This window comes from Desemzia sp. AGC72, from assembly GCF_057334175.1.
Genome location: NZ_JBHFIG010000013.1, coordinates 1 through 26,615 on the forward strand (window position 1 = coordinate 1; position 26,615 = coordinate 26,615).

General features: G+C 35.8%; 26 protein-coding genes. 10 read left to right on the top strand and 16 right to left on the bottom strand.

The features are described 5' to 3' along the window. Window positions 1–305: 305 nt before the first annotated feature. From ACE025_RS06320 to ACE025_RS06345, 6 genes are all read right to left on the bottom strand, one after another. Window positions 306–833, bottom strand: coding sequence for a GNAT family N-acetyltransferase (locus ACE025_RS06320; protein WP_485938584.1), 528 nt, complete (start codon window positions 831–833; stop codon window positions 306–308). Window positions 834–934: 101 nt separating this feature from the next. After that, window positions 935–2,281, bottom strand: a complete 1,347-nt coding sequence (locus tag ACE025_RS06325) for a glucose-6-phosphate isomerase (protein WP_485938586.1) — start codon at window positions 2,279–2,281, stop codon at window positions 935–937. A 136-nt stretch (window positions 2,282–2,417) separates the two neighbouring features. Next, window positions 2,418–2,807, bottom strand: coding sequence for a hypothetical protein (locus ACE025_RS06330; protein WP_485938588.1), 390 nt, complete (start codon window positions 2,805–2,807; stop codon window positions 2,418–2,420). A gap of 67 nt (window positions 2,808–2,874) precedes the next feature. Next, window positions 2,875–3,255: a CvfD/Ygs/GSP13 family RNA-binding post-transcriptional regulator gene (locus ACE025_RS06335; protein ID WP_485938590.1), complete on the bottom strand. Its 381-nt coding sequence runs from the start codon at window positions 3,253–3,255 to the stop codon at window positions 2,875–2,877. Between the two features lie 281 nt (window positions 3,256–3,536). Next, window positions 3,537–4,400, bottom strand: a complete 864-nt coding sequence (locus ACE025_RS06340) for an ROK family protein (RefSeq protein ID WP_485938592.1) — start codon at window positions 4,398–4,400, stop codon at window positions 3,537–3,539. A gap of 118 nt (window positions 4,401–4,518) precedes the next feature. Next, on the bottom strand, window positions 4,519–5,103 hold the full coding sequence (locus ACE025_RS06345) for a peptidylprolyl isomerase (RefSeq protein ID WP_485938594.1): 585 nt from the start codon (window positions 5,101–5,103) through the stop codon (window positions 4,519–4,521). Window positions 5,104–5,371: 268 nt separating this feature from the next. Here ACE025_RS06345 and ACE025_RS06350 point away from each other — a divergent pair, with 268 nt between their 5' ends. The 3 genes from ACE025_RS06350 (at window position 5,372) to ACE025_RS06360 (ending at window position 7,520) form a co-directional block, all read left to right on the top strand. Beyond that, window positions 5,372–5,842, top strand: a complete 471-nt coding sequence (locus ACE025_RS06350) for a divergent PAP2 family protein (protein WP_485938596.1) — start codon at window positions 5,372–5,374, stop codon at window positions 5,840–5,842. Window positions 5,843–5,891: 49 nt separating this feature from the next. Then, complete coding sequence (locus tag ACE025_RS06355; RefSeq protein WP_485938598.1) at window positions 5,892–6,884, top strand: NAD(P)/FAD-dependent oxidoreductase; 993 nt, start codon at window positions 5,892–5,894, stop codon at window positions 6,882–6,884. A gap of 114 nt (window positions 6,885–6,998) precedes the next feature. Further along, window positions 6,999–7,520, top strand: a complete 522-nt coding sequence (locus ACE025_RS06360) for a phosphatidylglycerophosphatase A family protein (RefSeq protein WP_485938600.1) — start codon at window positions 6,999–7,001, stop codon at window positions 7,518–7,520. Between the two features lie 76 nt (window positions 7,521–7,596). Here ACE025_RS06360 and ACE025_RS06365 read toward each other — a convergent pair whose 3' ends face one another. From ACE025_RS06365 to ACE025_RS06385, 5 genes are all read right to left on the bottom strand, one after another. Further along, a complete protein-coding gene (locus ACE025_RS06365; protein ID WP_485938602.1) occupies window positions 7,597–8,226 on the bottom strand; it encodes a TIGR01906 family membrane protein in 630 nt (209 codons plus the stop codon). After that, window positions 8,226–8,990, bottom strand: coding sequence for a TIGR01457 family HAD-type hydrolase (locus ACE025_RS06370; RefSeq protein WP_485938604.1), 765 nt, complete (start codon window positions 8,988–8,990; stop codon window positions 8,226–8,228). The genes ACE025_RS06365 and ACE025_RS06370 overlap by 1 nt, the downstream gene beginning before the upstream one ends. Before the next feature lie 12 nt (window positions 8,991–9,002). After that, the gene (locus ACE025_RS06375; protein WP_485938606.1) at window positions 9,003–9,821 is read right to left on the bottom strand and encodes a YutD family protein; all 819 of its coding nucleotides are present in this window, start codon (window positions 9,819–9,821) and stop codon (window positions 9,003–9,005) included. Next, window positions 9,808–11,241 (bottom strand): bifunctional metallophosphatase/5'-nucleotidase, encoded by a 1,434-nt coding sequence (locus tag ACE025_RS06380; RefSeq protein ID WP_485938608.1) that lies wholly within the window; start codon window positions 11,239–11,241, stop codon window positions 9,808–9,810. The genes ACE025_RS06375 and ACE025_RS06380 overlap by 14 nt, the downstream gene beginning before the upstream one ends. A 265-nt stretch (window positions 11,242–11,506) precedes the next feature. After that, on the bottom strand, window positions 11,507–12,241 hold the full coding sequence (locus ACE025_RS06385) for a hypothetical protein (protein ID WP_485938610.1): 735 nt from the start codon (window positions 12,239–12,241) through the stop codon (window positions 11,507–11,509). Between the two features lie 354 nt (window positions 12,242–12,595). Here ACE025_RS06385 and ACE025_RS06390 point away from each other — a divergent pair, with 354 nt between their 5' ends. From ACE025_RS06390 to ACE025_RS06405, 4 genes are read left to right on the top strand one after another with little or no spacing between them, the layout of a single operon-like run. Then, window positions 12,596–13,333 carry an amino acid ABC transporter ATP-binding protein gene (locus ACE025_RS06390; protein WP_485938755.1) on the top strand — a complete coding sequence of 246 codons (738 nt, stop codon included), beginning with the start codon at window positions 12,596–12,598 and terminating at the stop codon, window positions 13,331–13,333. 15 nt (window positions 13,334–13,348) lie between these two features. Continuing rightward, window positions 13,349–14,170: a transporter substrate-binding domain-containing protein gene (locus tag ACE025_RS06395; protein WP_485938612.1), complete on the top strand. Its 822-nt coding sequence runs from the start codon at window positions 13,349–13,351 to the stop codon at window positions 14,168–14,170. 56 nt (window positions 14,171–14,226) lie between these two features. Next, the gene (locus ACE025_RS06400) at window positions 14,227–14,874 is read left to right on the top strand and encodes an amino acid ABC transporter permease (protein ID WP_485938614.1); all 648 of its coding nucleotides are present in this window, start codon (window positions 14,227–14,229) and stop codon (window positions 14,872–14,874) included. A 12-nt stretch (window positions 14,875–14,886) separates the two neighbouring features. Continuing rightward, window positions 14,887–15,537, top strand: coding sequence for an amino acid ABC transporter permease (locus ACE025_RS06405; RefSeq protein WP_485938616.1), 651 nt, complete (start codon window positions 14,887–14,889; stop codon window positions 15,535–15,537). Between the two features lie 57 nt (window positions 15,538–15,594). Here ACE025_RS06405 and ACE025_RS06410 read toward each other — a convergent pair whose 3' ends face one another. After that, entirely contained in the window at window positions 15,595–17,433 is a 1,839-nt protein-coding gene (locus ACE025_RS06410; RefSeq protein ID WP_485938618.1) for a DUF342 domain-containing protein, read from the bottom strand. Window positions 17,434–17,697: 264 nt separating this feature from the next. Here ACE025_RS06410 and ACE025_RS06415 point away from each other — a divergent pair, with 264 nt between their 5' ends. The 3 genes from ACE025_RS06415 to ACE025_RS06425 are packed head-to-tail and all read left to right on the top strand — an operon-like array spanning window position 17,698 to window position 21,930. Further along, window positions 17,698–18,660, top strand: a complete 963-nt coding sequence (locus tag ACE025_RS06415) for an AAA family ATPase (protein ID WP_485938620.1) — start codon at window positions 17,698–17,700, stop codon at window positions 18,658–18,660. Window positions 18,661–18,662: 2 nt separating this feature from the next. After that, complete coding sequence (locus ACE025_RS06420) at window positions 18,663–19,697, top strand: DUF58 domain-containing protein (protein ID WP_485938622.1); 1,035 nt, start codon at window positions 18,663–18,665, stop codon at window positions 19,695–19,697. 1 nt (window position 19,698) lies between these two features. After that, on the top strand, window positions 19,699–21,930 hold the full coding sequence (locus ACE025_RS06425) for a transglutaminase-like domain-containing protein (protein ID WP_485938624.1): 2,232 nt from the start codon (window positions 19,699–19,701) through the stop codon (window positions 21,928–21,930). A gap of 54 nt (window positions 21,931–21,984) precedes the next feature. Here the strand turns inward: ACE025_RS06425 and ACE025_RS06430 are convergent, their stop codons facing one another. From ACE025_RS06430 to ACE025_RS06445, 4 genes are all read right to left on the bottom strand, one after another. After that, window positions 21,985–22,764: a 5'-methylthioadenosine/S-adenosylhomocysteine nucleosidase gene (locus ACE025_RS06430; RefSeq protein ID WP_485938626.1), complete on the bottom strand. Its 780-nt coding sequence runs from the start codon at window positions 22,762–22,764 to the stop codon at window positions 21,985–21,987. 167 nt (window positions 22,765–22,931) lie between these two features. Further along, entirely contained in the window at window positions 22,932–24,656 is a 1,725-nt protein-coding gene (locus ACE025_RS06435) for a Na/Pi cotransporter family protein (RefSeq protein ID WP_485938628.1), read from the bottom strand. Window positions 24,657–24,864: 208 nt separating this feature from the next. Then, on the bottom strand, window positions 24,865–25,374 hold the full coding sequence (locus tag ACE025_RS06440) for a YehS family protein (protein ID WP_485938630.1): 510 nt from the start codon (window positions 25,372–25,374) through the stop codon (window positions 24,865–24,867). A 113-nt stretch (window positions 25,375–25,487) separates the two neighbouring features. Further along, the gene (locus tag ACE025_RS06445) at window positions 25,488–26,405 is read right to left on the bottom strand and encodes a metallophosphoesterase family protein (protein ID WP_485938632.1); all 918 of its coding nucleotides are present in this window, start codon (window positions 26,403–26,405) and stop codon (window positions 25,488–25,490) included. Between the last annotated feature and the right edge of the window lie 210 nt (window positions 26,406–26,615).

Consider the following 26,615-nt stretch of genomic DNA (forward strand, 5'->3'; position numbering starts at 1 on the left):
TAATTACTTGTCAACAACTTTTTGAAAAAATGTATTTTTATTCAAAAAGTTTCATGCAAGCGCTCCATCAACTTGTTACATATTATCACGTTGCTTAACATTAAGTCAATCTTTTTTAAAAAAAATATTAATGTCTTTTAGTCAGCTTATGTATTTCAGCGACATCAACTACTATATCAAGTTTTCATTCTTTGGTCAATAACTTTTTTTAAAAAATATTCAATCAATTCATTAACAGTTTTTGCATAAATAAACCCTCTTACCTCTATATAAAAAGTATTTCTATATAGACATCGTAAATCTTTTTAATGTAGTAAGTAATGATACAAATTGAAATCTGCTTTTTCTACACCTGTATCATATTCCTTAATTACTTTCTCAAAGGAAAAACCAGCATCTTTATAAAAAGCGTTTAAATACTCTTTTTCTGCCATGCAATCTAATCGAATGCCTTTTAATTGTTTTTCTAACGCTATTTTCTTCGCTTCTTCAACAATATCATGCGCAACTGAAGTACCTGCGAACTCGCGCACAATATTTACACGATGTAAATACATCCATTCCTTATTATCTGGTCCCCACATTTCACGATCCCAATCGCTCTGATTGTTCCATAATATGAACATACCTGCAACTTTCCCATTTAAAGTAGCATAATAAACCTCTCCCCGTTCAATCGCTCGTGGTGTATTATGGTTATCTCTTCCTTCTAGAACTTCGCTCCACTGAGTTGAGCCAATCGATTTCAGCCATTGTGCTGTTTGCGTCAATAGTTCATTTATTATTTTGCTATCTTCTACAGTTGCCTGATGAATCTGCAGTTCTTGTTCCATTTGACATGACCCTTTCTAATCAAAAAATCGTTGTCCGTGATTGATCTAAGGAACAAACTTTTTGATCGATCATATGGACAACGATTATTTTACATTAACGATTATAGTCTGTCATTCAATTCTTTTGCTAAATCTTCAAAACCTGGCTTACCTAATAGAGCAAACATGTTTTTCTTGTAAGCTTCTACCCCTGGTTGATCAAATGGATTTACGCCGTTTAAATAACCAGAAATACCTACAGCAATTTCAAAGAAGTACATTAGATAACCTAAAGTATAAGCATCAGTTTGTGGAATAGTCACTAATAAGTTAGGAACATCTCCATCAGTATGAGCCAATAGTGTACCTTGGAAAGCTTTTGTATTTACAAAGTCGATATCTTTCCCTTCAAGGTATCCTAAACCGTCTAAATCTTCTTCGCTCTCAGGAATAGCCAAAGCTTTTTTAGGTGTATCTACTTTGATGACTGTTTCAAATATATTTCTTGACCCTTCTTGAATGAATTGTCCTAGTGAATGCAAATCAGTTGAGAAGTTTGCACTTGAAGGGTAAATTCCTTTTTGGTCTTTTCCTTCTGATTCACCGAATAATTGTTTCCACCATTCAGAGAAGTATTGCAAGCTTGGCTCATAATTGATCAACAACTCAGTTACTTTTCCTTTACGGTACAATACGTTACGGATTGCAGCATATTGATAAGCTTCGTTTTCTTCTAATTTGTCGCTTGAATAAGCATCACTTGCATCAGCAGCACCTTGCATCAATGCATCAATGTCAGCTCCGCTTACTGCAATCGGAAGAAGACCTACAGCTGTCAATACAGAGAAACGTCCTCCAACATCATCAGGAATCACGAATGTCTCATATCCTTGAGCATCTGCTTCGCCTTTTAATGCTCCTTTTGCTTTATCTGTTGTCGCGTAGATTCTGTCGTTTGCTCCTTCTACACCGTACTTTTTAATCAATAATTCTTTAAAGACGCGGAATGCGATAGCAGGTTCTGTAGTTGTTCCTGATTTAGAAATCATATTTACAGAAAAATCTCGGTCTCCAATGATTTCAACTAATTCAGCTAAATAAGTTGAGCTGATACTGTTTCCAGCAAAGAAGATTTGTGGAGTTTTGCGTTTGTCGCTTCCCAATAAATTATAGAAAGTATGGTTTAAGAAATCCAGAGCAGCTTTTGCTCCTAAGTAGGATCCGCCGATTCCTAAAACAACTAATACATCAGATTCATTTTGAATTTTTTTAGCCGCTTCTTTGATACGGGCAAATTCTTTTTTATCATAATCTTTTGGTAAGTTGATCCAGCCCAAATAGTCGCTTCCTGCTCCTGTTCCATTACGCAACATAGAATCAGCTGTAGTTACTTGTTGTTGTAAATTGGATATTTCGTGTTCTTGCACAAATTTTCCAATGTTTGAATAATCGAATTGGATATGACCCATTTTAAATAACCTCCATTAGTATATATTATGGTTTTATGACTTTCATTAATACTCTATTACTTTAGTTGTTTTCCCTAGAAAATGCAAGAAAAAACAGCACTTTCATTTTTGAAATGAAAACGCTGTTGATGGTTTTTTATTGATTAAATAATGGCACTCCAGAAATATCGATATTTTCCAAAGTCTCAATTAGCGTATCAGAAGACATCCAAGCATATTGAGCTAAGTTTTCTTTCAACAAGTCATTTAATTCTGACGTATTATTTTTATTTAACGAAAATACAAATAGCGGTACACGTGAGCCTTTTACTACTGAGTTGGTCAACTCATATAAATCTAATGCAGAACCTTGAATATCCAAAATATTTTTTAGTTCTTCAATCATACAGGCTAAACCTGTCTTCTCTTTGTAAATAGGTGTCATGGGCAACTCATAAGAGTCCTCATTATTTTTTACCAAAAAAACGTATTTCCCATTAAAGGCTTGAGCCATCACAGTACCGGCTACAAAGTGTCCTTCAGTCATGTATAAACCCCTCTCAAGAATGATCCACAATTACATTAGTCTCAACAATATGACAATGGACTAACTATCACCTAGAATTGATTTGATTCTTTTCATCCTCTTTGGCTTGCTTAATCCATTTAGGCAAAGTTTCTCTAATACTCTGAAATCCGATTTTACCTTTTTTTGTATAGTGGCGTTTTTTCTTAGGATAGTAAACAAATGTTTGAGGATCTTCTAAGGCTCTGAGGGACAAGCTGATTTTTCTAGTATATTCATCTATGTCAATGATCATAACGGTTATTCGATCTCCTACTTTCAGCAGATCTCCTACTTCTTTGACATAACCATGTCTGCACTCCGATATGTGAATCAAACCTTGAGTTTCTTCATCTAACGAAACAAAAGCTCCATACGGCTGTATACCGGTAACTTCTCCTATAGTAACCATCCCGATTTTATATTCCATCCTAACACCTCTTTTCTGAAATTTCTCGAATATCAACTTTACAACTGTATTATAACATCAACATTGAAGTTTTTATACCGTTTTGAAAATGAGTTCGTTTTCAAAATCTTTCGTTATTTTATAATATTTATGTAAAAGCTTATTTTACGCTATTTTTTACATCTGTTTATGTAATTTTTTGTTCTCTTTTTTAAATCCGTACACGCAAAAGAGTCGACTAGAGCACCTCTAGTCGACTCTTTTATCTATATGCGTTCTTTAATTTTAATGAAATCAAGATATTATTCAGCTTCTGCAGCCAACAATAAACTTCCTAAAATTCCAGCATTGTCTTCCAAACCAGGAGCAACAATGTACTGTTCAAGATTAGGCACTTGTACATAGTCGTTGATCAATTCTGCAAATTTTTGACGAACTAATGCATACAACTGTTTCTGTTTCATTACTCCCCCGCCTAACACAATCCGTTCGGGTGAAAGAATCAAAGTGTAATTCATCAAAGCTTGAGCAAGATAGTAGGCTTCCATCTCCCATACTTCTTCTCGATCAGCCAACAAATGACCTTTTTTCCCAAACCTTCCTTCAATAGCTGGTCCTGCAGCAATTCCTTCTAAACAATCCCCGTGGTAAGGACATGTGCCTTTGTATGTTTCATTCGGATGTAATCGAACTGGGATGTGTCCCATTTCAGGATGTCCGTATCCTTCTAATAGTTCACCATTAATTACTGCACCGCCGCCAATCCCTGTACCGACAGTTAAATACACACAACTTTTTAATCCCTTAGCCGCTCCTAATTTGATTTCTCCCAGTGCTGCAGCATTCACATCCGTAGTCCATCCTATAGGAACAGAATAGCGATTTTTTACTGATCCAAGAAAATCGTAAAATTTCCATGCTGTCTTAGGTGTTGAAGTTATATAGCCGTATGTATCTGATTCTTTATTGACATCGATTGGACCGAATGATCCAATACCGATAGCTTTTAACTCATATTGATCAAAAAATGAAAACACTTCTGTCATTGTTTCTTCAGGTGTAGTTGTAGGTATACTAACTCTATCTTTAATGATGAAATTTTTATCACTAACTGCACAGACGAATTTAGTACCGCCGGCTTCGATTGCTCCAAACATATTCTTCATTCCTTTCAACATAAACTTGCTTTTTCATTATACCAAATATCTCTAAAAAAAAGAATTCGTTTTCATTACTTTTATTCAAAAAAAGAACTTCTGCACTGAGTCAGCAGAAGTTCTTTTTTTATACTAATTCAATAGTTTCGATTACTACATCATTAACAGGTTTGTCTTGGAAACCACGTTTAACATTTTGGATACTGTTAGCTACAGCCATGCCGTCGATCACTTGCCCGAAAACAGTATGACGTTGGTCTAACCATGGTGTTCCACCGTTATTTTTGTATTCTTCAACGATTTCTGCTGGGTAGCCGGCTGCTTCTAATTGTGCAACCATGTTAGCTGGAGTGTTTGACGCTGTTACAATAAAGAATTGGCTGCCGTTTGTGTTTGGTCCAGCATTTGCCATTGATAGAGCTCCATTAATATTGAAAGCTTCTGTAGAGAATTCGTCTTCGAATGAATCTCCCCATAGACTTTCTCCGCCCATACCGCTTCCAGTCGGATCTCCACCTTGAATCATAAAGTCAGGAATAACACGGTGGAAAACAATTCCGTTGTAATAACCTTTTTCAGCTAATCCTACGAAGTTTTCAACAGTTTTTGGTGCGATTTCCGGGAAAAGTTTGATTGTAATGTCTCCCATATTTGTGCGGATAATGGCTTTGATTTCATTTTCTGCCACATCTTTTGATAATTGAGTATACATAAGTTTCCTCCTAAATAAGGTATATTAAGTAGACATACCTTTTTTCTTCTTTGTTCATACAGTGTTTATGATAACGAATCTTTTTATTGAATGCTACTATTATTTTCCAAAGAACCGATTTTGATGAAGACAGCATACTTATTTTTTCTTTTTTGATCAGAAAAAAACGTTTTTTACTTCTCCCTCTTTTAGTTCGTGGTATGATAAAATAGCTTTACATTTTAATTCACAGGAAGGAACAAAGAACATGTTCTCAAATTATCCCTTAATGGCAGCTTTTTCTGCAATTGTATTTGCTCAATTTATCAAAGTCCCTGTAGCTTATTTATTAAACCGGAAGACTACTATTGCTTTAGTAACCTCCACGGGAGGAATGCCCAGCTCACACTCAGCGGCAGTTTCTTCATTGATTACTGCTTTAGCACTGGAATATGGAATCGAATCTCCTTTGGTAGCTATTGCCAGTACTTTTGGAGTGATCGTTATGTTCGATTCAATGGGAGTTCGCAGACAAAGTGGTGAACAAGGTATCCTATTAAATGAATTGATTATCGAATTTACTCGTTTGCGTGAAAAAGTATGGAATCTGTCTCAAGATCCTACTACAAAGAACTTTCAACGAGAACAAAAAGAGCGTCATTTGAAAGAATATTTAGGTCATAAGCCTATTGAAGTATTTTTTGGTATTCTGACAGGTATCGCTGTAGCTTACATCACCAAAATGATTTTAGGTAATTAAAATTTTGAATGAAGTGATTTTATTGAAAATATGTTACGGAGGGTTAATTTTGGAATCAAGAAATGAAATTTATGATATCACAATTATTGGCGGCGGTCCTGTTGGTTTATTTGCGGCTTTTTATGGCGGTATGAGAAATGCTAAAGTCAAGATCATTGACAGCTTACCTCAACTTGGCGGGCAAGTTTCGATGCTTTATCCTGAAAAAGACATTTATGATATTCCTGCTCTACCTGTAGTAACGGGAGAAGAATTAATCACTAATCTAGTTGTCCAAAAATCTCGTTTTGACCAAACGATTTGTTTGGACGAAGAAGTATTGGATGTTCAAAAAAATGAACAAGAGATTTTTGAATTGACTACTACAAAAGGAAAACATTTCTCTAAAGCAGTGATCATTGCTGCAGGAAATGGAGCTTTTCAACCAAGGAAACTAGATATTGAAGATGCCGAACAATATGAAAACAAAACGCTCCATTACTATGTAAACAATATTGAACAGTTCAAAGACCGAAAAGTCATGATCTGCGGTGGAGGAGACTCGGCAGTTGATTGGGCACTTGCATTAGAGCCGATTGCAAAAAAAGTTTATTTGACCCATCGCCGAAATAAATTCAGAGCTCATGAACATAGTATCAGTTTACTTGAGGACTCCAGTGTTGAAATGATCACACCTTTTATCCCCCATTCTATCAGTGGGAATAATCATAAAATTCAAAGTGTCACGCTGCAAGAAGTCCGCAAAGACAAACAAATAGAAATCGAAGTAGACGACTTTTTGGTAAATTACGGATTCACTTCCTCTATTGGACCAATGAAAAAATGGGGGTTTGAATTGTCTCGAAATGAAATCCCGGTCAATACTAAAATGGAAACAACGATTCCTGGAATTTATGCTATAGGTGATATCTGTACTTATGAAGGGAAAATCAAATTGATCGCCACCGGCTTTGGAGAAGGCCCTACAGCCATTAATAATGCTATGAGTTACATCAATCCGGACGAACGCGTACAACCTATGCACAGCACCAGCTTATTTTAATCTCTTATAAAACCACTGATTGTACAAGATAACTTTTGTATAATCGGTGGTTTTTTGCTTATCATTTCATTCTTTTGAACCTTTATAGGTATAATAAGAGTAGAGTTCTACAAAATGGAGGGGATCAATGTGGTAGAAAATGAAAATGTCATGCATCAAACAGCAGTAAACCTATTACATGAACGCGGAGTCAAAGAAGAAGATATTGCAGAATTGGTTTTATTTTTGCAAAAAAAGTACATCGTAGACTTAAGCCTAGAAGAATGTATTGAAAATGTTAAGTCGGTATTAAAAAAACGAGAAGTCCAAAACGCTATTTTAACGGGGATTCAACTAGATATCTTAGCAGAAAAAAATCAGTTGATGTCTCCCTTACAAGAAATCATTACTGAAGATGAAGGCTTGTTCGGGATCGATGAAATACTGGCTTTATCTATCGTAAATGTTTACGGGTCAATCGGTTTTACAAATTATGGGTATATTGATAAAGTAAAACCTGGTATTCTAGAGAAACTAAACAGTCACGATGATAATGAAGTGCATACATTTTTAGATGACATTGTCGGAGCAATAGCAGCTTCCGCAGCAAGCCGTTTGGCTCATGACAATCCTTCTAAAGCAGAAATCACTAAATAAGAATATCTTTTCAAAAAAACCAACCTTTGAAAAAATCAAAGGTTGGTTTTTCAAAGGTTGGTTCGAAGGCAGCTCTCTATTTAAAGGCTGTCTTTTTTGCATAGAAGTAAACTCCAGTAATCAACAGTTCGATCAACACAAATGCTAGAATAAAACAATGCATAAAGAATTCTTCCGGTAAGGCCATGATGATTGGATCCGTAGCAGGGTTGAAGATCCATGCGTCATTATTGAAAAAGACTTGGTGAAATAAAACAAACAATTGATCAAAATTGGCTGCGATCAGAAATAAAATCACTAAAGGAACAAAGATTCCCCACATAAATGGTCTTAGTAAAACCCAATTCCTCCTCGTTTTTTTTAAATATTTAAGATAGAAGAACGATGCAATGGTTGTTAACAGTAAGATCCCATAATCTAATAGAAATAATCGTTTTACTTCAAAAAAATGAAAAAGTCCACTTTCAGAACTCGAAAAGTCCGGCATGTTTAGCTCGCTGATCCAAGGTTTATTCAAATAATCCAACAAAATGTGGTAGTTCTCCATTATTACTGGTTTTGACAATTCTACACGTACTGGTATATCAAAAAAATCAACATCAAATGCATACAAGGGCGTAAAATTGATTGTGATCATAATGGAAAAAGAAACGATCCATAAAAAAATTATGGCTATCCCAGCAAAATCTATTGCTTTTGTTTTCATTAGATGACCCACTCTCCTAAAGAATCCACGATATGGGTAGGCTGTACCTCCACTTTTTCTAAATCCTCTGGTTTTGTGAATCCGGTGAAAACAAGCAAAGTATCAACACCACTGTTGATACCTGCCATAATATCCGTTTCATAGTTGTCTCCAACCATCAAAACATCCTCAGCAGGCAAATCGATTAATTTTAAAGCTTCTTCCATAATAATTGTCTCGGGCTTTCCGACAAATGTCGGCTCAATTCGAGTAGCCGCAGTTAGTAATGCAGCCAATGAGCCTGCTCCAGGAACCAGCCCATGTTCAGTTGGTAAGTTAGTATCTTTATTCGTTGCGATATATTGAGCTCCATTGTGAATAGCTAAAGTGGCTGCCTTAAATTTTTCATAGTTCACTTCTTGGTCTAAACCAAGAACCACATAGTCGGGATTTTTATCATCTTCGACAAATCCTCTATTTGCTAAAGCTTGTTTTAATCCCTGTTCGCCTATAATCAATACTTTGTTTCCATTATTCAAAGATTCCAAATAATCAGCTGTAGCTAAAGAGCTGGTATAGACTTCTTTTGGCAAAGCAGGAATGCCAAAATTATCTTGCAGGTTTTTAGCGGCTGTTTCAGGTGTTTTTGTAGAGTTATTGGTCAAGAATAAAAATGGTATGTTTTTATCTCGCAATCTTTGAATGAACAACGGTGCATCCGGTATGCTTTCTTTTCCTTTGTACATCGTCCCGTCAAGATCGATCAAATATCCTTTATACGTCACATTATCCAACCTTTATGATTTATTTTTCGCTCTGTCCACATCGCCGCGGCGTATGTTGAACCTTCTTGAACCCGTTTCATCTTTAACAGTTTTTACCAAAACAGAGTCTGTTTCAGAACTAATTGGTTTGGTTTCCACAGGCACTTCTTTTTTAACAAAATTTCTTTTTCTTGAATTTTTATTGGGTCTTTTAACTCCGCCGGCATTCTTAGCAGAATGGCTATGAAACTCTTTCGTATGTGTGTTTTTCACATTGCTGACATTTTTCTTTTTTTGTTTTTTTGGACGCGGACTTTTGGAAGAACTGCTCTGGTTTTTCGCCGGTTCTAATCGTTGAATCACAAAATAAGGTGCTCCAAAATTACAATACTCATATAAGTAATCTTCTAACTGGCTGATTTTTTTATCTTGAGGAACTTTACGATTTTGATTGCTGTAAAAACCTTTGAGTCTCAACTGTTCAAAGCCCCAGTCACCTACAATATAGTCGTATTTATCTAATATAGGACTATATCGTTCACTTAATCGGCGAGCATCAAATGCTTCTCGATGATCTTTTGTGATCTCATACTTTTCACCATTGATCGTGATCGTAGTAGGATCGACTTTCTGAACGATTAGATCCTTTTCTGGAATAATCGTTTCTTCTATCGTTTTATCTATTTTTGTCGCGTCATTTTTTATTTCTTTTTCTTTAGTCTTTTCATTTTTTCGGTTTACTCTCTTTTCTTGTGGACGTTTGCGAGTATGCTTAGGTTTTGAGTCTTTAGCTTCATGAACGATTTGTTTTTTAGATGCATTTTTTTCATTTTCCTCGTTAATTTGGGTCATTTTGTTCACCTTCATTTCTTATCTTTTCATAAAGATTGGTTTGATTTATCGGGTATTGTTTCTTGAGATATTGCCCTACTACATTACGAATAAATAAAGGAAAAATCAATTCATTTTCTCCTTTTAACTCGATTGTCGGGAAAAATGGAATATACATGAAATGGTCAACTGTAGCAAATGTATATTCGCGATCTACTGCAACACTTTCTCCTTGCCAATATACTTCTCCCGTTTTTGGATCAAAACTTAACCCATTATACACTATTTCTCCAAAGTATTTTCCTCTGAATCCCATTCCACGAATAGGAAACTTTCTTAAATAGTTGCGGTTTTTTTCCATTTCTTCTATTACTCGAATCAATTCAGAACCAGAAAGTGTCACTCTCAATATACGCATAGGATGAGGCAAAAATTGATGCAATTCATCATTAGTAACGATTCCTTCATCTAAAGAAGTCATAAATAGTCCCGCATTCAATACGGCAGCTTCTGTTTTAGCATAGTATTTTAAAGCTTCCAAACTGATCTGCATTAATTCTGAATCTGCATACCAGCTAATGGGTAAAGCTTTTGGCAGGTATGCGATTTGTTGCTGTTTCAATAAGTGGTGTCCTTCTTGGGAATAAGTCGTAATCAATTCTTCTTCATTGAATGGAGCAGGAATCTCATCAATAGGAGTCACAGACGCAGAAGAGTCCACTATAGAATTTTCATCTAAATCGATGACTATATGCCCTACATATTCTCCGTATCTTCCAGCTGCTCCTAAAAGAGAATCTCTGACCCGTTCTCCCTTTGGCAACACGTGATGTGTATGCGAACCTAGAATGATGTCAATCATCGGGAACATTTCAGCGATTTTCCGATCGTCTCCAATTCCTAAATGCGACAATAAAATGATCGTATCTGTTAACGGCTCTAGAATTTCCAGCATTTGAGTGATAACTTCAAAAGAATCTTGGATATTCCATCCTATTGGAATATAACTTGTTGGGAAAGACGCCGTCAAAGCAAATATTCCTAGTCGGTGCCCTTTTTTAGTTTTGAAAATTTCAAAAGGTACGGTTCCATTAGGCAATTCTCCGCTTTCTGCATCTCTCATATTTGAAATAATGGTTTTGAAATTTGCAGAATCGTATAACCGATTTAGTTGTTCCTTCGAACTTCCAATACCTTCATTATTCCCAATGGTCACCGCATCGTATTGAGCTTCATTCATCAAGTCGATCATTGCAGTTCCATTAGTTGCTTCGATTAAAGGATGCACTCGGTCACAAGCATCCCCAATATCAAATGCAAAAAAGGAATCTCCGCTATCTTCAATTCGGTTGCGCTCTTCCCGCAAAAAGTCAGCTATACGCGGCCATTTACTTAAATGCGAGTGAATATCGTTTGTATGGTACAAATGAATACGTTCCATAACATTCCCCTTTACCTCTATAAACTGATTCAACAAACCTCTAGATCAAGTTTAAACCTATTATTTATTGATTTTTTCACTGGTACTTGTTTACCTTTTTTCTCTGAGTAAACTTACTCTACTTTATTATACCAATCATTGGACTGCTTTTCTTCTCTTTCAGAAAAAAAGAATTTTAAAAAGCAACTTTGAGTGGTTGGCAAAAAGAATAACGTACTAGGGGATATTTCCTAGTACGTTGTCTATAAAATTTCAATCTATTATTTTAAACAAGCAATAATAAAATAGTATATACTCCTGCTCCAGCAACAAAACTGCTGATACTGCTTTGTTGTTCCTCCGGCAGTTCTTCTTTCATGCTGTTCAAGATCATCCCGCCTGCTACAAAAGCAAACATTACTGAGACACCAAAATCTCCGACCTCAATAAACAGAGCCAAGATCCATCCGAACAACGAAGCAAAAGACAACAATAAACGCCCATATTGATCATAGATTTTCTCATGATTCCTGCGCAGACTCCAATCGTTAGCTATAAAATGAACAGCTAATGCTAAAAAATAAAATAATAAGCTGCTCACTTGTTCGAAATGCTGATTTAATAGTAAGTAGCCTATAATAGTATTGTAAATAAAGAACAAGGCGATGTGAACCCAAAAGACGCTTGATACTTTTGCTGGAGCATTAGTTGGTTTCTTTTGATTTCTTCCCGTCTTTGCTTTTTTTTCTAAAGCGTAAAACAAAATCAGACCTGCCATAGCCACTAGATAAATATGGTGCTCAAAATACCCAAAAATCGTATTTCTCAACTCTTCAGATACGACTTTTTGATACTTATTCAATTCAGGTAACAAATGAACAAAAATGTAAGATACCGAAACTCCCGCTGCCAAAGATAAAAACTTGCTTCTTGGTACTTTGCCGGCAAATGTCATTTGTTTGGAGAAAAAGTGCAGCAGAGAAAAAATCAGTGCACAGAAAAAAGTTAATGCTATGTACATTCAGTCTGCTCCTTTCTACTAAAATAGCGATATTTTCTTTTGCTATTCTACTCTTCTTTTACTAAATTAAACCTTTTTGTACTCTAACTATGCCTAATGCAAAAAAAATTTGCAACCGTTATACTCCTTTAAATAAAACAAATAAAGCACTTTTATCTTCTAATAAACTGAATGTGCTTAGCTTGAAAAGAGTAAGTGATTATAGTAGAATTATAAAATGGTAAAGTAACTGAACAGTTTTTAATAATTGCATAGCAAGAATACTCTAGTAGGAAGCACACAATCAGCTTATCGACCAGCATTGTGTACTTCCTAATTCTTATGTATAAAAACTACTCAACCAACTAAGGAGGAATTATCATGATTGAGTTTAAAGACGTCAATAAATACTATGGTGATTTTCATGCTTTAAAAAACATCAATCTAACTTTTAATAAAGGAGAAGTTACCGTTGTCATCGGGCCATCTGGGTCAGGGAAAAGCACGATGCTTCGTTGTATTAATGGGTTAGAAGAAATAAATGAGGGTCAATTATTGGTAAGCGGTGTAGATCTGCACGCTAAAGATACCAACATCAATAATATTCGCAAACATGTGGGGATGGTTTTCCAACATTTTAATCTTTATCCGCACATGACAGTTTTAGAAAATGTTACTTTAGCACCTATCAAAGTGTTAAAACAAGACCCTAAAGAAGCTCAAAAAACGGCTGAAAAATTATTGGATAAAGTAAACATGTTAGACAAAAAAGATTCTTATCCAACTCAATTATCTGGTGGTCAAAAACAGCGTATTGCTATTGCACGTGGTTTAGCGATGAACCCAGAGGTTTTATTATTTGATGAGCCGACTAGTGCGCTTGATCCGGAAACGATCGATGATGTATTGGATGTTATGAAAAAGTTAGCTAAGGAAGGTATGACAATGATCGTTGTAACTCACGAGATGGGCTTTGCACGTGAAGTTGGGGATCGTGTCATTTTTATGGCTGATGGAGAAGTTATTGAAGATAAAAATGCTCAAGAGTTCTATGAAAACCCAGAAGATCCAAGAGCAAAACAATTCTTAGGCAAAATTATCCACCATGTATAATTTGGAGGTATTCGTATGAAATTAATGAAAAAACGTCCTCTGCTTTTCTTGCTGCTGTTACCGATTATTTGGCTTTCTGCTTGTACTTCTGGACAAGTAGCCGACCAAGACATCACAGAGCGAATAGCAGTAGCTTCGACTCCTGAAATTATCTGGGGAGTAAAAGCAGACACTAATTTGTTCGGACTTTACAATATCGCAAAAGGCGAGATTGAAGGATTCGATATCGATATCGCTAAAGCTTTGACAGAAGAAATAACTGGCAGCGCTGATAACGCTGAATTTGTAGAAGTAACATCAAAAACGCGTATCCCTTTGATCAAAAACGGGAACATTGATGCCATCATCGCTACAATGACCATTTCTGAAGAACGAAAAAAACAAGTTGATTTTTCCGATGTGTATTTCGCGGCTGGTCAATCTTTACTTGTCCCTAACGACAGCGCTATTCAAAGTATCGAAGATTTAAATGCCGATACAACTGTGTTAGCTGTTAAAGGTTCTACTTCCGCTCAAAACATCCGTGAACATGCACCAGAAGCAAATATTTTAGAGCTTGAAAATTATTCGGAAGCCTTCACAGCCTTACAATCAGGACAAGGCGATGCTATGACTACTGATAATGCAATTCTTTTGGGAATCATTGATGAAAACCCTGGTTATCGCTTAGCTGGTAACCCTTTTACTGATGAACCTTACGGGATCGCTATCAATCACGGACAAGAAAACTTTTTAAATGAAGTCAACAAAGCTTTGGATACCATTATTGAAAATGGAACATATGCTGAAATCTTTACCAAATGGTTCCCTGAAGAAGAAGTTCCTGAACTAAATTAGTTCATACAGGCTTCTTTTAAGAAATCTTATGAAACGTTAGAAATGAGGTGCCTGAAATGATTGAAATATTAACCAACTATAACGATATATTGATAGAAGGTTTTATCAATACTTTGATTGCTAGTGTAATTGCCTTAGTCATCAGTTTGATTATCGGTACGCTGTTGGGTATTTTCCAAGTATCGACCAACAAACTTTTAGCTGGCATCGCTAATTTTTATGTCCAATTATTTTTGAATATTCCATTATTGATTATTGTGTTATTTTTCTATGTAGTCTTTCCAATGTTCTTTGTTGGGGTAAACGGCTTTACAGCTGGGGTTATCGGATTAACGATCTATACCTCTGCTTTCATTGCTGAAACCGTAAGAGCGGGTATCCTTGGAGTACCTAGCGGACAAATGGAAGCTGGTTTATCTACTGGTTTGACTTATGGTGACACCATGAGATACATTATCTTGCCTCAAGCTATCAAAATCGTGATTCCTCCACTAGGTAATCAATTCATCAACTTAGTGAAGAACTCATCTGTTTTAGCAATGGTCGCTGGTTTAGATTTGATGTATTATGGTGACTTGATCGCTAGTGAAACCTTCAATACATTTGAAACTTACATTATCGTTGCATTATTTTACCTGATTATTACTTTACCATTAACTTACTTGATGCAGTATGTGGAACGACGCTTAGCTGCAAACGATTAGGAGGAGATTCATTTGGATTTTACTGGAGCTTATTCCTGGGTGAACATCCGCTTTTTATTGGATGGACTCCTAGTTACACTTGAAATAGCTGCTATTTCAATTATTTTAAGTTTTATTATAGGGTCTGTTTTAGGCTTAGTGCGTTACATGAAAATTCCTGTACTGTCTATTTTAGCAGGAGCAATCGTGGACATTATTCGTAACTTGCCCTTGCTGTTGATTATTTTCTTTACTTACTTTGCTTTACCGCAAATTGGTATTCGATTAAGTATTTTCTGGTCTGCAGTTGCTGCCATGACGATTTTCGAATCCGCTATGCTTTCTGAGATCATTCGCGGTGGTTTGAATTCCATTCCTGTTGGGCAAATGGAAGCTGGTCGATCAACTGGTTTGAGCTATGGTCAGACGATTTGGTATATCATTATTCCGCAAGCTTTGCGGGCTATGGTCCCACCAATTGTCAGCCAATTCGTAGCATTAGTGAAAGATACTTCTTTAGCTACTATCATTACTTTACCTGAGCTGACACATAATGCGCGAATTGTCTACGGACAAGATACAAACTACGTTATTCCAATGTTTATTGCTATGGGATTCCTTTATTGGGTAGTGTGTTATACCCTTTCGAGACTGTCTAAACGCTTAGAAACAAGCAATGCTTAACTATAATAAAAAAACGCCAGAAGAGAAAATCTTCTGGCGTTTTTTTGTATTTTTCTTTTAATTTAGTTTAATCGTCCCATCTGTCTGGAGATAAGCATGAATGGTTTGCTGAGACTGGTTCAACACTAATCGAGCAGATCCTATTTTCAACTCGGTACCTTCATGTGCCTTTTCTATTCGAATTGTCTTCTCTTCTGGAACAGTCAAAAGTGTTTTGACAGCCCCTACAGATCCAGTTTCTCTAATATCCATGCCTTCTTGAGCAAAAACTTCGCCTCCTCGAACACATCCTGTAACTTTCACATATCCTTTTGAAACTATGTTGGTATTTAAACAGCCATTTCCAGTGACCTGAATATTCCCACTGCAACTTAAGGTGCTGTTAACAGCACTATCAATACTGATACTTGCAGGCTCTGTAGAATTAAAAAAAGACGTTTCTTGAGAGTCCAACAACAACTGCATCAGTACTTTCAATTGTGAGGCAGAGATTTCTACATGAGTATCATAAACAAATATCTCTTGAAATATTTTGGCGCTGTCTAACCACTCTTGAGATAGAAATGTTTTATTTTGAACGACTATAAACGTATATTCTTTGATTTGTGCTAAGAAGGAATGAAATCTTTTCTCCAGCAACCGATCAAGTAAAGACCTTTTGCTCTGCTTTATCGTACTTTGTTTGTAACTAGATGATTGAGTAATTTGTTCGAGGGCTGTGTGAACTTGTTCTAACTGGTTCAGAAGTTCGTAGTTCAACTGATTTAAACGAGTCAGAACTTTATTTCTTTCTCCGGCTGAAAATACAGAGTTTGAAATACCTCCTTTACAAGCAATAGAATGGGTCGCTGTAATAATGGAGCTGTTTACCGAACTATGAAGAAATAAATCATTTCCAACATCTATGATCATATTTTCTTCTACTCCTCCGAAGACTTCTACATCTCCATAAAAGTGGATATTCCCGGTGGAGATATTTACGTTATTTTTTTGAATGTATTTAGGAATGATAGAAGCCTTCACTACTTGATTTTTTTGATAGATAAATGGACGGCCTATTTTTGTGGCAATAATTCGATTTTCTTCAAGACTGGTACCTTTTTCTGGTTGAAAAATGATCGTTGTAACGGTTTCAGGATAGATCAGCTCGCCTGTAACACTTCTGCCAACTTCACCTTCTACTGGGGGATGTATGATTGCTAAGACTTCTCCAACTTCTACAGTAGGGATCTGCTGGTTTTCTCTAAAATCAATATTTCCTTTTTCATCTTTTTGCAAAATTTTTTTAATTTCAGAGTCGACTTTAGTTTCTAAATAGCCTTCTTTACCTTGTGTTGCTGGTAGTCCATTTGCTACTTCAATGATTTGGTGGATAGCAGAATGAGTCACCTCAAGCAAAGCTTTTTCATTTATTCCGTAAATAACACCTTCTTTATGGAGTTGTTCCTTCAATTCTTCCATACTGATTTTCTGGTCAACGATCTTATATTCTTTTATTTTAAGAAAGGCTTCATGTGCTGGAGAAAAGTTTTTTATTTCTGATAATATTTGATAACCAGGTTCCACTTCTACAAAAGCGGTGAGTTGGCGTGTATCTATTGTGATAATGCATTTAGGCGGGGTGACAGTTTTTTTTAGTTTAATCTCCAAATGATCGCTTTCCGTCAATTCAAAAGAGGAATCTTTCACTATCTGACCATTCTTTATCACCACAATATTTTCTCTATTTTCATCTATATGTATTACCGGAATGATATCTGGCGCATCTTTCACACCAATTTTCCCATTCATCGACCAAATTTTTCCCCTCAAAAAGTTATTTTTTCGCTTCATATAACTTTTATAAAAAGAAGAACTTTCTTTCCTCTCTTCTGTCTTCAATTGGGTTTCTGACATAATTCAATCCTCCATTCATTTTAAATTTCAGTTGATAGAACACGCTTACATTTTTATGCTATTAAAACAATTTCCATATCTTCTTTTCTATTATAACCTTCTCTCAAATAAAGACAAGATGGCTTATTAAAATTTTATACGACAGGTTATTTTTTTACGACTGAACAACCTGTTCGTTTTCCTATTCTTTATTTATATAAGAGAATTGTATTTGAATAAGATTACCGTTAAAATAAGGAAAATAAATGACTTGGAGGGATCAAGTTGGTTTTATCTGAAAAGCACCAGCAATCTGTACGTCAATTGCATAAATTGATTGATACAGTGAATCATGTAGTGATCGGAAAAAAAGAGATTACTAAATTAACGCTGACCGCGATGCTCGCTGGAGGGCATGTATTATTTGAAGATATTCCTGGAGTAGGAAAAACCTTGCTGGTCAAATCGATTGCTAAAACGCTTGGTGCTGATTTCTCTAGGATTCAATTTACGCCTGATTTAGTTCCCAGTGATATTATCGGATACTCTATACCTGTATCTGGAGAAGCTGAGTTTACTTTTCGAAAAGGTCCCTTGTTTGCTTCCTTAGTCTTGGCGGATGAAATCAACCGGACTTCTCCTCGAACACAAGCAGCTATGTTGGAAGCTATGTCTGAGCATCAAGTAACTATGGATGGAAAAACGTATCCGTTACCGAATCCTTTTTTTGTATTGGCTACCCAAAATCCGATTGAACACGAAGGGACTTACCCCCTTCCAGAAGCTCAATTGGATCGTTTCTTGCTTCAACTATCTTTAGGCTATCCTACTCATGAACAAGAAGTCCAGATGTTGGCCAATCCAACTCAAATTGAAACGTTAAATGCCATTCGGCCTTTATTAAGTCTAGAAGAATTTCAAGAGTTAAAACAATTAGTTCCGACAGTCTATGTCCAACCTGAATTACTGACTTATATCGTCAAATTAGGAGATTCAACTCGTACAAATCCCAGTATCCGTCTCGGCATCAGCCCTAGAGGGAATCAATACTGTTTAGCAGCAGCTAAGGCCTATGCTGTTTTGAATTTGCGCGACTACCTTATCCCCGATGATATTTTAGCGGTTATTGCTGCAGTGTATCAGCATCGTTTACTGTTCAAAGAATATCTCACACCTGAACAAAAAAGCGCTGCTATCCAGTCTCTCATCAAAGAAGTTCCTGTACCTTTAAATAGAAATAAAAGGTGATCATGATTAAAACTATATTCTTCATTCTAAAAAAATTGTTGTTTATCTCTTCTTATATCGTTATTCTGTTATACACATTTGTTTTCCCTACACCCATTTCCTGGTTGGTGTTTTATTTCTTTACTCTTATCTTGATTTTCTTATGGGTTACTACTCTGATTCCATGGAAAGATATTCAATTTGAGCTCTTAGCAGATAACAATCACCTATTGAAAGGCTTCTTGAAAATGAAGACTCGCTTTTATCTTCCTATACTGATGTCGAATTTGGAAGTAAGCATAGGAAATGAAAGACAATCTTTTTCAACAAGTATTTCCAGCTTATTCAAGCGTCGTTTAGTTATTCCTTTTGAGCAGCTTTCTTTTATTCGAGGAAAATACAATACCCTTTTAATTCGTGCATCTGGTAAAGATCATTTAGGGGCATTCACACATCGATCAAAACAGCTTATTCCGGTTGATTTCACTATTTACCCTAAGCCGTTGCCGTTCGACAACCTTTATCCGCTTCTACATCAACTAAATGCTCATTTGAATTTGAGCCTTCTTTCAGGGCATCAGTCGGCCCAGTTTCGTCAACTACGGGAACATCAATCAAAAGATACTTTAAAAGATATTGATTGGAAAGCTAGTTTTAAAAAACAAAACTTGATGGTAAAAGAATACGATAAAGAATCAGATATTGCTGTAACGATTATTTTCTTAGGATACCAAACAGATCAGTTTGAAGATCTGCTCAGCTTGGCTTATAGTCTTTATTTAGAATTGACTCACTATCAAGCTGTCCAATTGAAATTAATTGGAAGTTATGGCCAAGAAGTTTTGATGAAACAGACTAAAGATGCTTTTCTTTCAATTCAGCCTGCTGCAGACCAAAAGGATATAGATTCGATTTGGAAAAAGGAGTCGACTTTACCGGCTAAAACAATTTTGATCAGTTCTAAAAATCAAACTCCCTTGGTCAAAGAGAGTCACCAAACCCCTTTCTACTTTATAAACGAAGATACACTGACTGACTTTAAGATAGGGGGGATCTGACATGGTACCGACAAGAGAAGATATCATAAGAATCCTCAAGAAATGGGTGTTAGTCTTTGTTAATTGTGGTTTGTTTTTCCCTATTTTGCGTTTTTTTATTCAATTAAACGATTTTGCTGCTTGGACTCCTCTATTGATTTACTCTATCGTGATTCACTGTGTGTGGATCATCTTACCAAGATGGTACCTTTGGCTTCCAGCTCAGTTAGGAGCTTTAAGTTATTTAATGTATACCTATTTTCCTTTGCAGCATTCTTTCAATTTGGATTGGCTGGTCGCTTTTTCACGGCATAACCTGTCTTTTATCGACCAATTGCGATCTGGCGGCATTACTCTCTTGCCTAATACATTGAGTTTATTTGCTATCAGCGCCGTTCTCCTAGTAAGCAGTTATGCGCTGTTAAAACGATTCAACCCTTTTATATCTTTCGCATCAGCATTAGGTTATTTGCTGATTTTACAAGTCTTTACAGCAACTGAGCTGATGAGTCTTGTTCTTTCTACATTGTTTTTCGGATTTTTACTGATTGGCCTGGCAAAAATACCTTCAGATACTTCTTGGAGAAATGCTTTTTTCACTTTATTGTTGTTTTCAACAATGAGCTTTTTATTTGTCAAAGCTTCCTCTTGGGGAATAGGCGCTCTTGCTGTTCCGCAAGAGTGGGCTATTTCAAAAACAGACAACTTTCATATGAATTTGGAAGAACAAGGTTTGTTCAAATGGATAGATAAATATAGTCCAGGGGGAGTTTCTTCTAGAAGCGGGTATAGTGAAAACGACTCTAATCTTGGAGGACCTCTTACTCAAAGACAAAACACCGTTTTTACTGCTCATACTGATCAGCCTCATTACTGGCTGATTGAATCAAAGGAGATCTACACAGGAAAAGGCTGGGAAACGAGCATTGAACAACAAGTAGAAATTGATTTATCTCTATTTCAGTTATTGGATAGAGATAAAACGACTATTGAATTAATGGATATTCCTATTGAACTGACTGACTCTTTTGATCAAATCCCTTATTCTTATCAAACGATTGGTTTTGATTTTTATGATAAAACTGAAAATATCGATTTATTATTGGAGATTCCTACTGGTCAATATATTCTTGAGGATACAGAAAATCTAGTCGACTCTTACACCTTGACTATAGCTGCACCTGATGTAGATCTTACAGACAACAACTCTTATCCGGAATCTGATGATGAAGTAGTTAGTAAAGCATTCCATACCCGCTATACTCAACTTCCTGTTGATTTGCCGGAACGTGTAATAGAATTGGCCCAAGATATTACAAAAAATGCCGAGTCTACTTACGAAAAGGTTCGTGCAATCGAACAGTATTTAAAAGAAGACGGAGGTTTTGAATACAGTCTTTCAGAAACAGCTTATGTTCCTGAAGGAAGAGATTATGTCGATCATTTTTTATTTGATACAAAAGTCGGCTATTGCGACAATTACTCTACAGCTATGGTGGTTTTGTGCCGAGCTTTAGATATTCCAGCTCGTTGGGCAAAAGGTTTCAATAGTGGTAACAGAGTCAATGAAGAGGGAGAAATTTTTTATGAAGTCACCAATGCCAATGCACACTCTTGGCCAGAAATTTATTTTGAAGAAATGGGCTGGATACCATTTGAGCCTACTCCTCCTTTTACGCAACCTGTTACTGATGAGACTCCTTCTGCTGAAGTTGTTGATGATACCGTGATTGCTGAAGAGTCAAGAAACAATGAATCTAGTGAACCCGCAGATACTCCAATAGAAGAAACTAGCGAAGTTGTAGAATCTGAAGAAGCAGCTTCTACATCAGTGATACCTGCTGGGGAAAGTTGGTTTGAAAAGTATTTCAGTCTTATCAGTGTACTTTTTATTCTTATTTCGTCCATTTTATGCTTTATTAAACGTTGGACATTGGTGTCTCAGTTAATCACAAAAATGCTGCACTTCTCTTTTCTTACCTTGCAGCAAAAAACAAACTTAGTGTACTGGCTATTTCAATTAAAGAAAAAGTCGTTGCCGCACCAGACCATCCGTCATTATTTTAAAGAATGGTCACTGCTGGTACCCGAGAAAAAAGAGACGATCGAGTCATTTGTTCAAATGATGGAGGAAGCTGTATATTCTCCTGAACAGAATCTACCAATCGAGTCACCTGCTCAACAAACTGTACTAGTAGAAATGGTGAATCTATTTAATTTTTATCAATCCAAACGTCATACCTTAGTGCAGTAATCTTGCCGAAAAAGCGTTTGTTCTACAGTACTTGTAGAACGAACGCTTTTGGTTTTATTTTAGCAATGAAACTAGTTTTTGCTGATAGATTTTTTTGGCAACTTGTAAGCTGAATTCAGCACAATACCTTCCCGCAGTATCTAAATCTTCGATTCCCTCATCTGCTACTTCAGAATTTGATATCGTACGTATAGATAAAAAAGGCACTTTGAAAGCATCCGCAATTTGTGCTACTGCATAGGCCTCCATTTCTTCTCCGCTTGTTTGGAAATTTTGATGGAACCAATAAATGCGATCGATTTCTCTATTCCAAAAATCTGCTGTTCCTATCTTACCAACTACAACTTTCCCTTGTAAGTATTCTTCTGTTGTATCTTTTGCAATTTTCACGAGTTCTGAATCACTTCTAAAGGCAAATTTTTCTTCTAAGCGCCCATCCTCTTCACGGATAAATGAGTGCATCGGAATCCAATTCTCTGGAGACATCCCTTCTTCTTTATTACGATGCGGTGACATGAACGAATTGATATGTATGATCTCTTCTCCAATAATCGTATCAAACACTCGTAAATGAGGATCATGACCGCCTGCTGTGCCTTGATTGATGATCAAATCAGGATGGTATTTGTCGATCAGAAGCGTCGTAGCTGCCGCGGCGTTAGCCATCCCAATTTCTGTTCTGGAAATAATTAGAGGCATAGCTTCAATTTTTCCTATGTAAAATGAATAGGTACCAAATTTTTCTTCTTTATAAGTCTCCATAGTTTCTAAAAGTGCAATGACTTCACCATCCATAGCACCTTGGATAGCTATTAAGGGTTTGGTTTCTCCCAACATACTCTCTCCTTGTAAAAAACGAATTTTTAAAATAAAAACAAAATAATTGTTTGTCTTTTTATACTATAAACTAATAAAATAAATTATTCAATATAAATAAGCATCTTAAAAACGAACTATATTAATAAAAAAGCACACTACTTTGAAGTAGTGTGCTTTTGAACTTATTTGATTGCAGCTCCTTCTACAGCAACTTCTTCTGCTGTATTCCGTAAGATTTTTTGTGACTGATGCGGGTAACGTATGCCAAGTGTATGCTTAGCAATCTTCACTGTATGATCACTAATACGTTCTAAGTTTGAAACAATATCAACGAACAAGATTCCATCCGACGGGATTCCGACACCTTCATTTAAGCGTTGAATGTATTTATCTCTTATCGCATGCTCTAATTGATTTACTTCTTTTTCACGCTTGATAACTCTTCCAGCTAAAGAATAACTGTCTTCATTATAAGCTAAAACCGTATCTTCAATATTTTGTTGAACCAACTTGAATAAAGACATCAAATCATCATCATAAAACACTTTTTCAATTTCAGTACTGTCTAAATTTTTTTTATTATTTTTTGCAGCTGTTGAAGCTTCACGGATATTTTTTAAGATACTTTCACAATGATCTCCGATTCGTTCAAGATATTTCGTTACATCCATCATCACAACATGTTCGCCTGTATTGTGAAGCGGTAATTCAACATTTGACAACAGCATCAAGTATTCTGTGATTTCAATATCCGTTTTATTGACGATTTCTTCTAATTCCAAAGTCTTTTTCTTGCTGTTTTCATCTTGCTTTTTATAATAAGAGAACATTTCTTGGAATTCTTCCAAGACTATTTGCCCCATTTGATTAATTTCCACTTTAGCTTGATTCAACGCCATTGCAGGAGAACTTTGAATCAATGTTTGATCGAGTGAAGTACCTTCGTATTTTGCTTCTACTTCTTGGCTTGGCACTATCTTAGATACTAAAGCTGCAATTTGATTAATGAACCACATTTGAATCAGCACATTCGTGATATTGAATAGTCCATGAGCAAATGCAATCTGCATTTCGGGGTTTAGATTCAGTAAAGACCCAAGGTAAATAATCAGGTCTGTAAACGGATATAAGACCGCCATAATTAAAATAGTTCCGATAAAATTAAAAATAACATGAGCTGCCGCTGTTCTTTTGGCTGCGACACTGGCACCGATTGCTGCCAATATAGCAGTGATGGTTGTTCCGATATTATTTCCAAATAACACAGGCAATGCGCCTTCAAGGGCAATACTTCCATGTGCGTATAGTTCTTGTAAAATTCCAATAGTTGCACTTGAACTTTGTAATACAAGTGTAAGTCCTGTACCAGCAAAAACACCTAAAAGTGGACTTTCAGACAATTGAAGCATAAGGTCCCTAAACTCTGGCAAATATTCAAGCGGAGCCATACCTGCACCCATCAATTCTAGTCCATAAAATAAACCACCAAAGCCAAAAATGATTTGACCTATGCTATTGATAGCAGGATTTTTAAAGAAAAATAAAAGTAATGCGCCTATAGCTAAAATAGGTAAAGAATAAGCTCCTATATCTATTCCTATAATAAACGCCGTTACCGTTGTTCCGACGTTAGCTCCCATGATGACTCCTATAGCTTGTTTCAGTGTCATAAATCCAGCACTAACTAATCCTACTGTAAGTACGGTTGTACCAGAACTGCTTTGAATCAAAGCTGTAACTAAAATACCTGCTAAAATAGCTCTTAATGGTGTAGATGTAAATTTATTTAATATGTTTCGTAAGTTATCTCCAGCTGATCGTTGTAATCCGTCCCCCATGTATTTTAATCCAAAAAGGAAAATACCTAGTCCTCCGAAAAACTGAAATAACATTTCTTGTATATCCAATGATACCCCTCCATATGTTATATAAACAATTATAAAAATAACCTTCATTTCTATAATAGAGGTTGGCATCAGAATAAAAAACATTTTTCTAGCCATTATGAGACTTTTCTTAACATAGAATTTACAATGTTAACACAACTTTTACATATTTAGAATCCATTCTCTATTTCAATATTAGGAAACTACTTAAAAAAGACTTGATGCACTTTTAATCTCTAAAATGAAGGGCTAAACCTTTTAAAAAATTACGAGCATATCTATCTAGACATACTTTATAATTTCGATGCCCTTCTTTTCTTAATAAGGCGCTTAATTCGCTTTTACTAATATCTACATCCACGTCATAAAAAATATCCAATAGATCATCACTAGTTAGTGAAAGAGCGATTTTCACTTTTTTCAGCATTTCATTGTTGATGCTCAAAGAATTTTTCAATGGTTCTTCTGTTTTTGGAGGTTCGTTTTTCCCAGAATCCTTTTTCCCGCGTTTAAACGTGATTAATCCATTTAAAAAACTAATCAATACAGTATTGTCGACTGTAATAAATGAATCTGGATCAACCTCTTCATCTTCTTCAAATTTATCTGGATTCACCAGCATCTTCTTGACTTCTTCTTTAGTCACTTGGATACCTCCAAGTTTAAACATTTCGATCATATCATTTTCTTTGATATCCAATGCGTAACGCAATCTAATTAAGCGATCATTATTATTCATAATTTCCTCCAACATTCTAATATTTCTATCTTACTTAGTATACCTTATTTTTCAACTAGAATAAAAAACAAACTGAAACTTGGAACACATAATGGTTCCAAGTTTCAGTTTGTTTAATCTGCAGCCCCTGCATAACCATCTCGAATATCAAATTCCGTAAGAGGTTCTGGACCTCTCATGACTTCTCTTTCAATATTCAACACGCCGTTTCTGGTCGCTTTGACTTTCCAACGTACTAATTGAACGGTACCATGCTTGATCTCAATTGCAGTAATGATCGTAGGATAGATACAACAGCCAGTATTAAAATAAGGATGATCTTTCTTCTTAGGGTATTTAAATCGATGAGTATGTCCACAAATCAGCATCATTTTATGTTTTTCGATCCATTTATTGTAATTCTTCTCGACCTTGTGTCGTTTATTCACATTTTTTACCGGGCTGGAAGGATTACGGATACCAAATGCATGAAGGAACCGCCAAAAATATTTTAAAGACAGCATAGTCAATCTCCAAAACTGATCATTAGGCGCATCTCCTTGATGTCCATGCACGGTCAAAATCTCTTGACCAGTATCTCGATGCTTTAAAACAAGAGCCTCTACAGGCTCAAGACCTTTTAAGAAATCAAAAAACACTTCATTATACTCATCATAATTGGTGTAATAGTTTTTCTTGACATAAGATGGATATTTCAAAAAAATGTCATGGTTCCCATATATTTTTACTAAACGGTCTTCATCAAAGAATTTTTTGATCGTATCATACACTGCTGGATGAGCATTTTTAGTGTGTTCAAAATTGGAGTACTCCAACATTTCATCCCCATCACCAGCTTCTACATAAGTATAATCATTTCTATAATAATGCTGCAGAGCATACAGGTAAATATCTCGATTCCTAGTAAATTCATCTGATAAGCTCCCGTCTCCTCTGTGAACATCACTCATAAAAACATATTTTGAATCATCATCAAAATACTTTACTTTGGCGTTTTCATAAGCCTCTGTTAACCTTCGATCGGTAAACATACCTTTCACCTCTTCTATTAAATCTTCTATTGCACTTTAAAATGGAATCGGTTTTAACTACAGTATCCTGAAAACCGTACACTTTATTCATTAATAAGTATACTTTATTCAGCAAATATAGTGAAAGAGAACAACTTGTAGAAGAGGACTTTAACTCGATACAGATATACAACAGGTATTTCTTCGTTGAAGAACCTGCTCATAGTCAAG